This is a genomic window from Solwaraspora sp. WMMA2056, from assembly GCF_030345095.1.
Classification (GTDB): domain Bacteria; phylum Actinomycetota; class Actinomycetes; order Mycobacteriales; family Micromonosporaceae; genus Micromonospora_E.
Genome location: NZ_CP128360.1, coordinates 4,067,371 through 4,084,162 on the forward strand (window position 1 = coordinate 4,067,371; position 16,792 = coordinate 4,084,162).

At 72.8% G+C, this 16,792-nt stretch carries 6 protein-coding genes; 1 reads left to right on the forward strand and 5 read right to left on the reverse strand.

Going from position 1 to position 16,792, the window contains the following annotated elements; genetic code table 11:
• Positions 1-21: 21 nt before the first annotated feature.
• The 5 genes from O7608_RS18530 to O7608_RS18550 all read right to left on the reverse strand — a co-directional run bounded on the left by O7608_RS18530 (position 22) and on the right by O7608_RS18550 (position 8,667).
• Positions 22-2,352, reverse strand: a complete 2,331-nt coding sequence (locus tag O7608_RS18530; RefSeq protein WP_289205783.1) for a transglutaminase TgpA family protein — start codon at positions 2,350-2,352, stop codon at positions 22-24.
• Complete coding sequence (locus O7608_RS18535) at positions 2,349-3,521, reverse strand: DUF58 domain-containing protein (protein ID WP_289205784.1); 1,173 nt, start codon at positions 3,519-3,521, stop codon at positions 2,349-2,351. The genes O7608_RS18530 and O7608_RS18535 overlap by 4 nt, the downstream gene beginning before the upstream one ends.
• A 10-nt stretch (positions 3,522-3,531) precedes the next feature.
• Positions 3,532-4,527 (reverse strand): AAA family ATPase, encoded by a 996-nt coding sequence (locus tag O7608_RS18540; protein WP_289205785.1) that lies wholly within the window; start codon positions 4,525-4,527, stop codon positions 3,532-3,534.
• 97 nt (positions 4,528-4,624) lie between these two features.
• Positions 4,625-7,318, reverse strand: coding sequence for a fibronectin type III domain-containing protein (locus tag O7608_RS18545; RefSeq protein ID WP_421360861.1), 2,694 nt, complete (start codon positions 7,316-7,318; stop codon positions 4,625-4,627).
• A gap of 245 nt (positions 7,319-7,563) precedes the next feature.
• Positions 7,564-8,667, reverse strand: a complete 1,104-nt coding sequence (locus O7608_RS18550; protein WP_289205786.1) for a fibronectin type III domain-containing protein — start codon at positions 8,665-8,667, stop codon at positions 7,564-7,566.
• Positions 8,668-9,153: 486 nt separating this feature from the next.
• Between O7608_RS18550 and O7608_RS18555 the strand changes: the two genes are divergently transcribed.
• A complete protein-coding gene (locus tag O7608_RS18555; protein ID WP_289205787.1) occupies positions 9,154-16,791 on the forward strand; it encodes a type I polyketide synthase in 7,638 nt (2,545 codons plus the stop codon).
• The last annotated feature ends 1 nt before the right edge of the window (position 16,792 follow it).

Here is a 16,792-nt window from a genome sequence, read left to right on the forward strand (position 1 = left end):
AACGCTTAGGTAAGCCTAACGTCAGTGGTGACCGCGCCGGTATGTCGGCGACCCTCGCCGGCGCCAGCGCAACGGCCCCGGATGCAGCGACCAGAGGATCCGTCGCCACCACGGGCGGCGCGAACGCAGCGCTGCCACGTACTCGGTGGCGTACGTCCCGGCCCTGGTCGCCTGCCCCTGGTCGGCCTGCCTGGGTGCGAACGTGGCGAGGTTCACCACCTCGGCGAGTGGTGCCAGGCTCGGCAGCGGCCCGCCCGGCAGCGACCCGCTGTGCCGGGTCACCTCACTGGCGGACAGATGTGCGCCGGCCGGATGACCAGCGAGCCGCAGGGCGTCGACCACCTCCAGCCAGGCCCCGGCGATCCGGTCCGCCGGTGCCCCGACTGCCAACCGGTGCCGCCGCTGCCGGCGGCGTAGGACCAGCACCGCGACGATTCCCCCGGCGAGGACGGCGACGATGGCGCCGCCGGCGGTGGAGATCAGCCACCCGTCGCCACGCGCGGGAGGCGACCCGCCTGCCGCCGCCGACGGGGGAGTGGGTGCCGCGTCGACCTCGGGCAGCGAGGTCGGCTCCACCGGCGGTGTCGACTCGACCGGCGCCGGCCGGAAATCCTCCTCGACCGGGCGGGGGGTGGAGTCCGGTCGAGGCAGTGGATCGAACGGTACCCAGCCGACACCGGCGAACAGCACCTCCGGCCAGGCGACCGCGTGCACGCCCTGCACCATCCCGCCACCGGGCGGCCCGACGAACCCGACGACGACCCGGGTCGGCAGGCCCATCAGCCGGCCGAGCAGGGCGTACGCGGTGGCGAACTGCTCGGAAGTGCCGCGTTGGCCGCCGGCATCGCGGGGGCCGAGCAGGAAGAAGCCCAGATTCGGGTACGCGTGCCCACTCGGCGCGTCGGCGACCAACCGGTAGTGCTCGGCGAGGAACTGTTCGGCGGCCAACGCACGCTGATACGGTGCACCGTTGTCCTCGGCGAGCTGCCGGGCCAGCCGGCTGATGTCGGCCGGTACGCCGTCGGCGACTCGCAGCACCCGCGCCACCGACTCGCCGGCCGGTACGTCGGCCGTGGTCAACGCGTTCAGCGCGGGCCGTGGCGGCACCGATTCGACCTGATAGCTCACCCCGGCGGTGAGCCCTTCCGGGTGCAGCAGGGTGCCGCTGGTCGCGTCGTAGGCGACCCGGACCCCGTCCACCCGCGACGGGGTCGGTATCGCGGGCAGCAGCCGACCGGTCAGCTGCGCGACGGTGATCCGCTGGCGGACCGGCCGACTCTCGGCGTGGGCCAGCGTGATCCCGTCCGACGGGGACTCCGGCAGGACCCGGCCGGCGTTGCGGTAGGTGCCGCCGACCCGCCAGGTCACTCCGTCGTAGTCGTGCAGCACCGCCAGCCGTAGCCGTGCCGGGCCGGCCTGTGCCGCCGGTCCGACCGGCGCTTCGTCGCTGCCGCCGGCGACGGCGGTGACCTGTACGTCGAACAACGGCTGGTCCGGGTTGAGCGCCCAACCGGAGATCCGACTCAACGGATTCTCGTCGAGACTGTCCACCTGCGGTGGGGTGACGTAGCGCCGGGGATCGACGCCGGTGGTGGCGATCCGGGCGACCAGCACCGGGGCGGTCAGCGCCACCACGAGAAGCACCGCACCGGCACCGGCGGCGGACAGCGCCGCCGAACGCAGCCGCAGCGCACCGACCCTCGTCGGCGTCGGCCGGCTCCCGCCCGACGCCGACGCGACACCCGCCTGCGGCGTCGCCGTCCCACCGGCGCGCGCCTCTGCGGTGAGAGCCAGACCGAGCGCCGTCGCCGCGATGAAACCGACCGCCGGCCAGTGTGCCGGCTCGGCGTTCGGGCCGACGACGAACACCGCGGCACCGAACAGCAGCACCGGCGGCAGGCAGCCGAGCAGCATCCGCCGGCCCCGGACCGCGAGCTCGGTCGCGGTGAAGCCGGCGAGCCAGCTGGCGACGACCGGCACCAGTACCGTGTCCGGCACCGGCTCCATCGGGATCATCGCGGTCAACAGCCGGGGTACACCGTTGACCGCGGCCTCGGCCAGCAGCACCGACACCGGACCAGGTAGCTCGGACCGACGCGCCGTCCACCACCCGGCGGCCAGCAGGTAGCCGGCCATCGACATCACCGACAGCGGAGCCACCTGCCAGTTCGGCAGCCGCCGGGCGACCGTGCCGACCACGACGGCGCTTCCGCCGGCACCGGCGACGAGCCAGGTGGCCACCGGCCCGTCATAGATCCGCCCGAGCAGGGCCGCCGCGCACCCGATCAGCACGATCAGCACCGCCGGCACCGCCAGCCGATCGACTCCGCTCCTGCGCCGGGTGCCGTTCACCGGGCACCCACCGCGTCCCAGCCGGCGGCGAACTCGGCACCGTCGGCGGCGTCGACGACCAGTACGCCGGCGAGCGGCACCGCGCCGGCCCCGGCTGCCGGGGCCGGCGTACCCGTGATCCGACCGACCAGCACCACCGGGAACACCGACTTCAGGGCACCGACGCGCGCGACGGCCTCGCTGTCGCCGGCACCGGTCAGGTAGACCAGCGTGTCGCCCGGTCGTTGCTGACGTAGCTGGTCGCAGACCTGCCGGACCGGGTCGGGTCCGGCGAGGCGCCCGGCCGGGGCCAACGTCACCGCGGCCAACCTGTCCAGCGGGTGGCCGTCGACGGGCGTCTGGTCCACCACCATCCGCAGCAGTACCGGCAGTTCCGCCCGGATCGCGGCGTCGACGACCGACGCGGCGGCCTCGCAGGCCGCCTCGAACGTGAGCGAACCGTCGCTGGTGCTGTCCGGGTGGGCGAGTATCCGGTTGTCCAGTAGCACCACCAGCCGGGGCAGGCTGGTGTCCACCTGCTCACGCACCATCAGCTGGCCGATCCGGGCGCTGGTGCGCCAGTGGACCCGACGGAGCTCGTCGCCGACGACGTACTCCCGCAGTAAGTCGAAGGTGATGCTGCCGTGCGGGACCCGGTCGATCTGCCCGTCGAGGCTGCGGGCGACCCCGGCCGGCACCGCCTGCAACGGGTGCACCTGCGGCCGGATCCAGACCTGGACCGGATCACCGTACCGGCGGGCCAGGGCGACCAGCCCGAACGGATCCCGGCGGGACACCTGCAGCGGGCCGACCGTCAGCACCGCGCGCCGGTCGGTCGGCACCGGGTAGCGCACTGTCGTCTGCGCCCCGGGTCGCAGTCTGACCAGCGGCACCGTGAGCCAGCGCGGTCCGCAGCGTTCCTCGGCGAGCAGACTCGCCGACCCCCAGCGGCGCTGGTTGTCGATCACCAGGGTCGCGACACACTCGTCGCCCCGGTTCACCCGGTCCGGCTGCACGCTGCGGCGTACCGCCAGACGAGGCTGCCAGGACACGGCGGCGGCGGCGTAGCCGATCACGACCAGCCCGGCGGCGCCGAGCAGCACCAGCTCGGCGTACCCGAGCACGGAGCCGACGACGGTGAGCAGCGCCGAAGCGACACCGAGGCCGAGACAGCGGGACGTGACGGTCATGGCGGCCGGCTCAGACCGGCGTCGGCGCGGGCTGGCCCGAGGGCAGCGGCACCGGCACCGCGCGGGTCGCCTCGGCGAGCACCTCGGCGGCGGTGACGCCCCGCAGTTGGGCGTCGGCGGTGAGCAGCAGCCGATGGGCGAACACCGGCTCCACCAGCGCCTTGAGATCCTCCGGCAGGACGAAGCCGCGCCCGTTGACGAGCGCGTACGCGCACGCGGCACGGGTCAACGCGATCACCCCCCGTGGACTGACCCCCACCCGGACCTGAGGATGTGACCGGGTGGCGGTGGCCAGCCGGACGGCGTACCCGTAGAGCGGGTCGGCGATGTGCACCCGCTGGGCCAACCGGATCAGCTCGCCGACGGTGGCGGTGTCGGTGACCGCTTCGAGTGCGTCCGGAGAGCGCAGCGTTGCGCCACGGAGCACCTCGATCTCGGTCTGTTCGTCGGGATAGCCCACCGACAACCGGACCAGGAAGCGGTCCAGTTGCGCCTCCGGCAGCCGGTACGTGCCGTCCATCTCGACCGGGTTCTGGGTGGCGACGACGAGGAACGGCCGGGGGACGGCGTGCCGCACCCCGTCGACGGTGACCGTCCGTTCCTCCATCACCTCCAGCAGCGCGGACTGGGTCTTCGGGGAGGCCCGGTTGATCTCGTCGGCGATGACGATGTTGGCGAACACCGGTCCCGGGTGGAACTCGAAACCCTGGGTCGACTGGTTGAAGATGGTCACCCCGGACACGTCGGCCGGCAGCAGATCGGGGGTGAACTGGATGCGCCGCCAGTGGCCGTGCACCGTGGCGGCGATCGCCCGGGCCAGCGTCGTCTTGCCCACCCCTGGTACGTCCTCCAGCAGCACGTGCCCCTGGGCGAACAGGGCCGTCAACGCGAGCCGGACCACCTCGGGTTTGCCCAGCACCACGGTGGCGATCCGGCTGGCAAGGCGGGTGGCGACCGAGGCGAAGCCGGCCACCTCGGACGGAGTCAAGGGTGCGGTCGCGGTCACGGGGTCGTTCTCCTTGCCGAGCGGATCGTGGCCGGTTGGGTGACCGGCCGGGCGTGCTGGGCCACGGCGGGCCGGGCTGACCACCCGGGCCGGGTGGTCAGCAGGTGGGCAGTGCGTTCAGGTTGTCGCCGCCGGCCAGGTTCAGCCAGGCCCACGGGATGTAGTTTTGGCCGGAGTACTCGACCCGGATCCACCAGGTGCTGGCCTTGTTCCCGTTGTAGATCCAGGCGTCGACGTGCTCACCGGACCGCCGGCACAGCGCGGTCAACCGGGTGCCGTTGGGCACCCAACCCACCTGACGGTCGTTGTCCTGCTCCGGTACGGCGAAGATCTCGTTGCCGTTGCGCCCCGGCACGTCGGAGTCGCAGTACGTCCGCTGTTCGCCGTCCGGTCCGTTCACGCAGGTGGCGGTCCCCTGGAGGGCGGCGGTCGCCCGGGTGTGGCCGGCCGTGCCGGTGCCGGCGGCGTTGCTGGCACGCACAGTGAGGGTGTACGACCGCCCCGGCCACAGCCCGGTCACCCGGATGCTGTCGCATCCGCCGGTGACGGTCGGCCCACCGTCGACCCCGGCACTGCAGCTCGGCTGCCCGCCACCGGCGTCGACGGTGAAGGCCAGAGTCACCGAGTTGGTGTCGGCGGTGGCCCCGGTGACGGTGACCTTCGGCGGTGCGACGGTCCGGGCGGTGGTGGTGACCGCCGGTCCGTCGCCGGCCTCGTTGACCGCGTGGACCGACACCGGGACGTCGGCACCGTCGCCGAGCCCGGTGACGGTGACCCCGGTGCCGTCGGCGACGTCGGTGCGTCGGTCACCGGCGACCACGACGTACCCGGTCACCGGACGGCCGTTGCCGGCAGCCGGCTGCCAGCCGACCCGGATCGCGCCGCGCTGGTCGGCCACGGTGCTGGCGGTCACCGACCCCGGCTCACCGGGAACCGTGAACGGCACGACCGTGTTGCTCAGCGGCGACGCCGTCGAGTGGGCACCCTGGTCACTGACGGCGACGACGGTGAACGCGTACTGCGTACCGTAGTCGAGGGTGCCGGGCGCGACGACCAGCTCGGTGCCGTCGGTGTCGCCAGCCGGCGCGTCGGACTGCGCAGACCCGGCCGTCACCACGTATCCGGTGACGGTGTTGCCCTGCCCGTCGGCGGCCGGCCAGCTGACCAGGACCGAACCGTCCGGGCGGGCCTCGGCTGTGACACTGGTCGGGGCGTCGGGAACCGCCGCGGTGGGCACGACCGGATTGGACTCCCGGCGCGGGCCGGCACCTTCGGCGTTCACCGCGTGTACGGAGAACCGGTAGGTGTCACCGTTGGTCAGCCCGGTGACGTCGAACGACCGTTGGTTGGCGCCGACCTCGACGGTGGTGCCGGCACCGGTGATCACGTACCGCAGGATGCTCGCGCCGTTGTCCGGTGCCGCACGCCAGGTGACCCGCGCCGTGGTGTCGCCGGCGGCGGCGGTGACGTTGCGTGGGGCGCCCGGCGGGCCGACCGTCGGTGCCGGCGGCGGAGGCGGTGGCGGGGGCGCCGGTGGCGGGTCACCGCCGAGGATGTCGTTGACGTACTTGTCGACCTCGTGCACCTCGTGCTGGTCGGTCACGACCCGGGCGGTGGCCGCGTCGGGTGCGTTGATGAACAGATGGTTCTCCCGGACCTCCAGCTCAAGGGGGCCGGATGCCTCGGGGATGCCGATCGTCGTCGGTGCCGCGCCGGAGGCGTCGAAGGCGTAGACCTCGCGGGCGCGTTCGTCGGCGCAGTAGATCCGGCCGGCCCAGGCGACCGCGGCGCGCAACGCCGTGCCCTCGCCGGGCACCGTCAACTCGCTGACCGCGCCGGCGGGATCGATCATCAGCACCCGACGTCGCTCCGGCACGGTCACCACGAGCTGATCGCCGGTGGACCGGGTCGGCATGATCCCCGGACCCCGCAGGTCCAGGCGGATCTCGCGGGTGGTGTCGCCACGCAGCACGGTCACCGTGCCGGCCGTGCGGTTGAGCACCGCGACCCCGTCGTCGAGTGCGGACAAGGCGAGCTCGTTGCGGGGCGGCGCGACGGCGACCGTCCGGACCAGGGTGGGCCCGGGCAGCCCGGCGGTGGCGTCCGGGGTCGTCGGCGTCGCAACGGGCAGGGAGGAGTCGAAGACCGTGTCCGGAGCACCCTGCGCGGGCGCCTCCGGCAACGGGGCGGCGGTGATCGCCGACACGGTACCTTCGCTCGGCACCCCGATCCACAACCGGCCGGCCCCGTCGAAGTACCCGCCGGTGATCCCCGGGGGGTAGCGCACCGGCTCACCGACCGGCTGCAGCGACCTCGGGTCGATCTGACGGACCACTCCCTGCACCGCGTCGACGATGAAGGCCGCGTCGTCATGCAGGGCGACGCTGACACCGAGGCCGGTGGTGCTGCGGGTCGTCGCGCTGATCTGCAGGGTGGCGAGATTGAGGGAGCTGATCTGACCGGTCGCGAGGTCCCGCAGAACGAGGAACTGGTCGGTCTGGACGATCTGCATCTGATGGCTGCGGGAGTCGGCGACCTCCACGCGGGTGTCGACCCGACCGGTCAGCCCGTTGACTCTGGCCAGCTCGCTGCGCGCGGAACTCCACAGCCAGGAACTCGCGTCGTAGCCGGCGACCGCGTGGTCGGCGGCACCGAGCCCCAGCACGGTCAGACCCATCCCGGCGACCAGGGCCGTCACCGTACCGATCGTGACCAGCGCGCCCCGGCCGCGCAACGGACGTCGGACCGCCGCCGCAGTGCCCTGCGTGATGCCTTTGCCGGTACGTGACACAGTCGCTCGCCTCCCGTGACGTCGCCGGATCGTCCGTTGTGCCTCATCGTCGTCCGCCGTTGCCGTGTCGCTGCTGCCGAACAGGTCGGACGGCGCGTACACCCAGGCTGACCGCAGGTCATCCTATGGGCCCTGCGGTCAATGCGTAAAACCCGTGCACCAGCCCTGTGGACAACTGTCGGACCCGGTCTGTCGAATGCGCGTGACATTCACATCCGTGCAGGCCAGCCGAGGGATCCGAATGTTCAGTCCGGATTCTGGCGACCGGTGCACACCTGATCGGACGGTAGGTACTCGTCGGCAGAGTAGACAGCCAGCACCGCGAAGCAGTAGTCGGCCTCGGGATTGAGACCGTTGACGGTAAACGTCGTCGTGCCGGGCGGGACCGTGGCCAACGCGCCGAGTTGCTGCCCGCTGCGGCCGCTGGCCACGATGAACGGCACCGTTCCCGCGGTCGGATCGGTCCAGTTGATCGTGATGGCGGTGCGGTCGTCGGTGAGCCGTACCCCGGTCGGTGGATCTGCCCCCGTGCCCGCCGGATCAGGCCGCTGGGGTGTCCCGGTCGGACTGGTCTGCCTGTCGAGCAGGACCGTCATTCCCACCATGACCACGACGACGGCGGCGATCACCGCGGCTGCGGCGGCGCCGATCGCCACCACGGCCGGTACACCGGACGTACCTCGGACGTTCGGTGCCGCCGGGACGACGACGGGGTCGGGCGGCGGCGCCAGCGACCGGCCCGGCGCAGCCGGCGCGGGGTCGTGGTCCGGCCGGGGCAGCGTCGTCGGTGGGTCCGACGGGACAGATCCGGGCGGTGTGGCCTGTCCGGGCGGGACAGTTCCGGGCGGTGTGGCCTGTCCGGGCGGGACAGTTCCGGGCGGTGCGGCCTGTCCGGGCGGTGCGGCCGGTGCTGCCTGCGGCGACCACTGGCGCAGAAGGCGCACCGCCTCGGTCACCTGCCAGTGGTCGGCGCCGAGCACCGTCGCGCCGGCGTCGGCGACCCGTGTCATGTTGCGGCGGGCCTCGTGCCGGTTGCCGAGTTCGTCGGCGACCAGGCCCAGGTCGAACGCGATGGCGAGCATGGCGGGGTGGGTCTCGCCGAGACGGCGTTCGCCGGCGGCCAACGTCTCCTCGAGCACCCGGCGGGCCGCCGGCGGATCATCCTGGGCCCGGTACAGGTCGGCAAGCAGGTGGCCGGTGCGCAGCACCTCGGGGTCGTCGTCGCCGAAGGTGCCGCGTCCGGCGGTCAGCGCGCGGTGCAGATAGTCGACCGCGGTAGGCAGTTCGCCCGCGTCGCGCATCGCTCCCGCGCGTCGACGTACCTCGGTGAGTGGGGAAGGTTGTGCCACGCCGCCATGCTGCCGGTCGACCACCCCGCCGCGCCAGCGCCACGCGCCATGATCGAGGCGAACAAACATCGTCCTGACCGATGACACAGTGCTGACTCCGGTCGGACCGACGCGGAGGGGCGGGCGTCCGGAGCCGGTCGCGGTGGCGACCGGTCGGCACGTCCGGGTCGCAGATGATCCGACTGCCGCGCGCGGCTGCGCGGACAACCCCCAGCCGCGGTCGTCGCCCAGACGTTCCATGATGGACCGCCAATGTTCACTGGTCGGCGGGGTCGGTCAGCTCTCGGTCAGCTGGCTCGAAACTGACCGCGCAAGATCCAGTTTGTTGGTCGCGAAAGTTCACACCGCCGTAACTGAACGCCGCTAGGTTTCTCCGAGGAGTGACATCCAGGGATGGAAAATTTTCGCTCCAGGCTGCCGTGACGACACGATTCTCCGGCGGTCAGCACAGTATCCGCCGACCACTGCCCACCGAGCGGGAGTCTGATGAGTACTGCACTCGAGCCGCGCGAACTGGTGATCGCCTACGACCCGTGCGGCCACATCGAGTCGAGCCCACGCATCGCCGGTGCGGTGCGCCGGGGCGGCGGAATCGGCGTGCTCGACCTGGCTGACGGGTCGGCACGCTCCATGCGCGCGTTGGACCAGCTCGTCGCCTGGTCGGCGGAGCCGGTCGCCGTCCGGGTGCCGGCCAACTGCCTGGCCTCGCTCGACGACGTCGAGCAGGTCACCGGCGGCCGGATCGATCTGGTGGTGGTCACCGGCGAGCTGCCGTGGCGCCTCGACCACCTGGTCGCCCGCTACCGGGTGCTCGCCGAAGTGACCAGTCTCACGGCCGCCCGTACGGCGGTCGGAGCCGGCGTGCACGGCCTGATCGCCCGGGGCATGGAGTCCGGTGGCGAGGTCGGCGAGCTGAGCACCTTCATCCTGGTGCAACAGTTGGTGGCGGCCGACCTCGGCGTACCCGTCTGGGCCCTAGGCGGCATCGGCCCGCACACCGCCGCAGCCTGCGTGGCCGGCGGTGCGGCCGGCGTCGTGCTGGACACCCAGCTCGCGCTGATGCCCGAATCGGACCTGCCCACCGACGTGCTGGCCACGATCGGCCGGATGGACGGATCCGAAGCCGTCCTGGTCGACGGCTTCCGCGGCGTCGCCCGGACCCCCCGACGCCCCGGCACGACCGCGCCACCGCAACGCGCCGATCTGCTGCCCGTCGGTCAGGACGGCTGGCTCGCCGCCGAGTTCCGGCGACGGTGGGCCGACAGCGCCGCCGCCGTACGGGGCCTGCGGGCCGCCATCGTCGAGGCCGTGACCGACGGCACCGCCGCCGACGTACTGCGACCCGACGGCCCCCTGGCCCAGGCACTGGGGCTGCGGGTGCCGGTCGCCCAAGGACCGATGACCCGGGTCAGCGACGAGGCCGGCTTCGCCGCGGCGGTCGCCGCCGACGGAGCCCTGCCGTTCATCGCGCTGGCACTGGCCACCGCCGGGCGTACCGAGGAGATGCTCACCGCGACCGCCGCCCGCCTCGGTGACCGACCGTGGGGTGTCGGTGTGCTCGGCTTCGCCCCCGACGACATCCGCACCGCGCAACTGGAGGTGATCAGGCGGGTCCGCCCCGGGTTCGCGATCATCGCCGGCGGGCGGCCGCCTCAGGCCAAGGAGCTGGAACGGGAGGGGATCCGCACCTTCCTGCACGTGCCGTCGCCCGGCCTGCTGCGGCAGTTCCTGCGGTCCGGGGCACGGCGGTTCATCTTCGAAGGCGCCGAATGCGGCGGCCACGTCGGTCCACGGGCCAGCTTCCCGCTGTGGGAGGCGCAGCTGGCCGTCCTCGCCGACCATCTCGACACCGTCCCGGCCGAGCAGGCCGCCGACGTGCAGGTGTTCTTCGCCGGTGGCATCCACGACGACCGCTCGGCGGCGATGGTCGCCGCCATGGCGGCACCACTGACCCGACGCGGGGTGCAGATCGGGGTGCTGATGGGCACCGCCTACCTGTTCACCACCGAGGCGGTCGACCATGGTGCGATCCGTCCGGCGTTCTCCCGGATGGCCCGCTCGGCGACCCGCACCGCGCTGCTGGAGACCGCTCCCGGGCACGTGACCCGCTGCCTGCACAGCGACTTCGTCGATGACTTCCACGCCCTGCGGGTCGAGCTGGAGTCGGCCGGGCTGGCCAACCGGCAGATCTGGGAGCACCTCGAACTGCTCAACGTCGGGCGGCTGCGGATCGCCAGCAAGGGCAAGAAGCGCGACGGCGACGCTCTGGTCGAGGTCGACGAGGCCACCCAGCTCAGTGAAGGGCTGTTCATGGCCGGGCAGGTCGCGGTGCTGCGCGACAGCGAGACGACGGTGGCCGACCTGCACCGTACGGTCACCGACCAGGCGGCCGCCTTCCACCAGATCCGTGCCGGGACGCTGCGTGACGCCTGGGCCGCGCCGGTACCGGAACAGGACGCCGCGCCGCTGGACATCGCCGTCGTCGGGATGGCCTGCATGCTGCCGAACTCGCCGGATCTGGCGGCCTTCTGGCGGACGGTGCTCGACAGCGTCGACGCCGTCACCGAGGTCCCGCCCCACCGCTGGAATCCGGACATCTACTACGCGCCAGAGGTCGGCCCCGGCCAGACCGGCCGGATCAGCGTCTCCAAGTGGGGCGGCTTCCTCGCCGAGGTGCCCTTCGACGCGATCGCGTACGGGATCCCGCCCGCCGCGCTGGCCAGCATCGACCCGACCCAGCTGCTGGCCCTGGAGGTCTCGCAGCGGGCCCTGGTCGACGCCGGCTACACGCCCGGTCACGACGGGGTCGACCATTCCCGGACCGGTGTGATCTTCGGCGCCGAGGCCGGCAGCGACATGGGGCACGCACAGACGCTGCGGACGATGCTGCCGGCGTACCTGGCGGACGTCCCTGCGGAACTGGACGACCAGCTGCCGACGGTGACCGAGGACTCGTTCCCCGGCATCCTGGCCAACGTCATCGCCGGACGGGTCGCCAACCGGCTGGACCTCGGCGGACCCAACTACACGGTCGACGCCGCGTGCGCCTCGTCGCTGGCCGCCATGGACGCGGCCTGCAAGGAACTCGCCTCCGGCGGCAGCGACCTGATGATCTGCGGCGGTGCCGACCTGCACAACGGCATCAACGACTACCTGATGTTCACCTCGGCGCACGCCCTGTCGCCGACCGGTCGCTGCCGGTCCTTCGACAGCACCGGCGACGGCATCGCGCTCGGCGAGGGCGTCGCCGCCGTCGTGCTCAAGCGACTGTCCGACGCCGAGCGGGACGGGGACCGGATCTACGCGGTGATCAAGGGCCTCGGTGGCTCCAGCGACGGTCGGGCACTCGGCCTGACCGCGCCACGGGCGGACGGCCAGCGGCGCGCGTTGGACCGCGCGTACCGACAGGCCGGGGTCTCCCCGGCGCAGGTCGGCCTGATCGAGGCGCACGGCACCGGAACCGTCGTCGGCGACCGTACCGAGCTGGAGACGTTGACCACTGTGTTCAACGAGGCCGGCGCGACACCGGGCAGCTGCACCCTCGGCTCGGTGAAGTCGCAGATCGGCCACACCAAGTGCGTCGCCGGACTCGCCGGCCTGATCAAGGCCTCGCTGGCGCTGTACACCGGCGTACGGCCACCGACCCTGCACCTGACCCGGCCCAATCCAGCATGGCACCCCGACCACAGCCCGTTCGCCTTCTACACCCAGGCCCGGCCGTGGGCCACGCCGGCGGCCGAGCGGATCGCCGGGGTGAGCGCGTTCGGCTTCGGCGGCACCAACTTCCACGCGGTGCTCGCCGCGTACCCCAACGCCCCGGAGCCACGGCACGCCCGGGACGACTGGCCGGCCGAGCTGTTCTGCTTCCGCGCCGGGGACCGGGCCGGTGCCCACCAGGGCGTTCGGCAGCTGCTGGCCACCTTCGACACCCGCGACCGGATGGGTCGGCGCTGGCGGCTGCGCGACCTCGCCGCCGCCCAGTCCCGCGAGAGCGAGACCCGTTCCGGGCCGGTGCAGGTCGCCGTCGTCGCCAGTGACCTCGACGAACTCGCCGGCCTGCTGCGGCGGGCGCTCGACGGTGACCACGACCCGGCCGTCGGCCTGCACCAGCCGGCCGCTACCCAGACCGGCGGCAAGGTCGCCTTCCTGTTCCCGGGCCAGGGCAGTCAACGGCCCGGCGCGCTGGCCGACCTCTTCGTCGCCTTCCCGGAGCTACGCCGGTTCCTCGACCTCGGTCGTGATCTCGCCGGTCCGCTGTTCCCACCGGCCGCCTTCGACCCCGAGGGCGACCGTGGCCAGCAGGAGCGGGTCCGCGACACCCGGGTCGCGCAACCCGTACTGGGAATCGGCGGGCTGGCCATGCACCACCTGCTCGGCCGGGTCAACGTGCGTCCCGACCTGGCCGGCGGACACAGCTACGGCGAACTGGTCGCCCTCTGCGCCGCCGGCTCGTTCGACGACCGTACCCTGTTGACCTTGAGCCGGCAGCGGGCCGAGGCGATTCTCGCGGCGGCCGGCACCGACCCCGGCACCATGGCGGCGGTCGCCGCCACCGCGGACCGGATCAGCGAGATCCTGTCCGCAGCAAGACTGTCCGACGAGGTCGTCCTGGCCAACCACAACGGCCCGCAGCAGGTGGTGATCTCCGGACCCACGTCGGCGGTACGTCAGGCGGTGACCGCGCTCAAGGCGGGCGGTGTCTCAGCGCGGCCGATCCCGGTGGCCTGCGCGTTCCACAGCCCGGTGGTGGCCGGCGGTGTGTCGGCGTTCCGGTCCGTCCTGGCCGGCCACCGGGTGGCCGCGCCGGCCTTCCCGGTCTGGTCGAACCGCACGGCCGACAGCTATCCGACCAACCCCGAGGCGGTACGCGACGAGCTGGCCGGCCAGATCGCCGCACCGGTGCGGTTCGTCGACGAGATCGAGTCGATGTACGCCGCCGGGGCCCGGATCTTCGTCGAGGCCGGCCCAGGTCAGGTGCTCAGCCGGCTGGTCGACGCGGTACTCGGCGAGCGGCCGCATCTGGCCGTGTCCGTCGAAGGCCGGCGGGACGGCGGGCTACGCGGTTTCCTGTCCACCCTCGCCGAGCTGGCGTGCGCCGGTGTCCCGGTGCAGACCGGCTGGCTGTTCCGGGGCCGTCGGACCGCCGAGGTCACCGCATCGGCCTCGTCGACCCGGCCGATCTGGACGGTCGACGGGCAGTTGGTCCGCGATCAGCACGGCCGGCCGCTGCCCGGCGGCATGACGCCTCCCCGACAAATCAAGGAGCTGTCGATGACTGCATCCACCGAGGCCGGAAACGGCCATGGTCATGGCATCGTGTCCGGTGACGGTAACGGGGCCGGGCCGCTGGCCGGCAACGGCAACGGCAACGGTGTCGCGCACGTGGCCGGCAACGGCAACGGAATCAGCCATCATCCAGGCACCGGCGACGGTGTCCGGCATGTCGCTGGTGCCGTGGCTGGTTACCGGGACGGGCGCGACGAACTGATCAGCGAGTTCCTGCGGACGAGTCGGGACCTGATCGCCTCCCAACGGGACGTGCTGCTGGCGTACTTCGGGGAGCGGCCGACAGCCGGCAACGGGTGGGTCGAACCTGCGGCGTACCAGTCGATGGTGGCCCAGCCGGCGATCGCCGCGCCGAGCCACTATCCCGAGGTGGTGGTGCCGCCCAGCGCGGCGACGGTGACGGACGCGCCAACCATCCCAGCGTCGCCTGCTGTCTCGTCGGCACCGCCGGCACCCGCCGTCCGCCCGGCTCCGCTGGCACCCGCCGTCCAGCCAGCTGCGTCGCCGCGTGCGGAGGTGGCCGAGGACCCGGCGGTCGCCGGTAGTGCCGTTCGGGCCGTGGCCGCCGCGCCGGTAGCGGCCCCTGCGGCCCCGGTCACAACGGCGACGGTGACCGCGACGGTCGCGGTACGGCCGTCGGTGGAGGTGGCGCAGTTCCAGGAGGCGATCCTGGCGGTGTTGAGTGAGCGGACCGGGTATCCGGTGGATCTGATCGAGTTGGATCTGGATCTTGAGGCGGATCTGAGTATTGATTCGATCAAGCGGGCTGAGGTTGCGGGTGAGGTGGCGACCCGGTTGCGGTTGTCGGTGGATGGTGACGAGTCGGAGTTGGAGGATCTGGTGCGGGCCCGGACGGTCCGGACCATGGTGGCGTGGCTGGCCGAGAAGATGGCCGCCGCACCCACCCCCGTCGCACCGGCCGCACCGGTGACCGCACCGGACCCGGCACCTGCTGTCACGGCACCTGCTGTCACGGCGACCGCTGTCCCCACGCATGCTGCCGCTGCGCCGGCTGTCGCCGCGCCGTCGCCGGCTGCGGTTCCGGTTCCGGCGTCGGCGCCGTCGGTGGAGGTGGCGCAGTTCCAGGAGGCGATCCTGGCGGTGTTGAGTGAGCGGACCGGGTATCCGGTGGATCTGATCGAGTTGGATCTGGATCTTGAGGCGGATCTGAGTATTGATTCGATCAAGCGGGCTGAGGTTGCGGGTGAGGTGGCGACCCGGTTGCGGTTGTCGGTGGATGGTGACGAGTCGGAGTTGGAGGATCTGGTGCGGGCCCGGACGGTCCGGACCATGGTGGCGTGGCTGGCCGAGAAGATGGCCGCCGACCAGGCACCCGAGGCGGCTCCGGCGGCGGCCGCCCCGCCGACCGGGTCCGGCCCCGACCGCGCCGCGGCACCCCGTCGACTCGTCGCTCGGCCGGTGCCGGCCACCGGCGCGGTGGTCGCGCCCGAGGCGCTCGCCGGCACCCGCTTCCTGATCACCGGCGGGTCAGCGGCGCTGGCACCGCTGGCCGAGCAGCTCGCCCAGCGCGGCGCGGCAGGTGCCACCGGCTCGATCCACGCTGGCGGGACGGACCAGGTGGCCGGCTACGACGGCGTGATCATCCTGGACGGGCTGAGCGACAGCGGCGGACCGCTGCTGCCCGGCATCTTCCCGTTCATCAAGCAGGCCCTCGCCGGTGGGGTGCGGTGGCTGATCGCGGCCGGCACCGCCGGTCCGCGTACCGACGGTTTCGCCGGTCTGTTCCGCACCATCAGCCGGGAGTACCCGCAGGTCTCGGCGACCTACCTGGAAGTGCCAGCGGGTGCCGACCACAGCCGCCTTGCCACCGGTCTGGTCACCGAACTGCTCAGCGGCGGGCAGACCCCGATCGTCACCTGGTCGACAACCGGCCGGCAGACCGTCGACCTGGCCTCGGTCGATCTCGGCCCGCTCGCCGCAGGCGGTGCCGGCCCGGCCGGTGACGGCGCCGCCGAGGCCCAGGCGATCGGTCTGGACCAGGACTCGGTGGTGGTGCTCGTCGGCGGTGCCCGAGGCATCACCCCCTGGTTCGCCCGTACCCTGGCCGCCGCGAGCCGATGCCGCATCGAGCTGGTCGGCCGGACCCCGCTGCCGGAGGAGACGGAGCCCCCGGCGCTGGCCGCCGCCGCCGACAAGCCGGCGCTGCGAGCCGCGCTGGTGGCCCAGGGGATGCGGGCACCGGCGGAGATCGACCGCGCGGCGACGGCGATCCTGGCCGCCCGGGAGGTCCGCGCGACCCTGGACGAACTTCGGGAACTCGGCAGTCAGGTGCGCTACCACAGCCTCGACGTCACCGACGCCGACGCCACCCGGCAACTGCTCAAGGAGATCCAGGGCGAGCGCGGACGCATCGACGGTCTGGTCTACGCGGCCGGCCGGATCGAGGACAAGCTGATCGCCGAGAAGGACCCCGCGTCGTTCGACCGGGTGTTCCAGACGAAGGTGCAGGGCGCGATGACGGTGCTCGACGCACTGCGCGACGGTGCCGATCCACGCTTCGTGGTGCTGTTCGGCAGCATCGCAGCCGCGTACGGCAACCGGGGCCAGAGCGACTACGCCGCCGCCAACGACGCGCTCGACCGGATCGGCGGCCGCTGGGCGGCCGACACCGGGGTGCGCTGCCTGACCGTGCACTGGGGGCCGTGGGCTCCGGGCTCCGTACACGGCGGGATGGTCAGCGCCGAACTGAGCCGGGAGTACGCCCGCCGGGGCATCGACCTGATCGATCCCGAGGAGGGCGCGCTGAGTCTGCTGCGTGAGCTCGCCTGGGGCGACCCGGCGGTCACCTCCGTGGTCTACACCGCCTCGGGATGGTGAA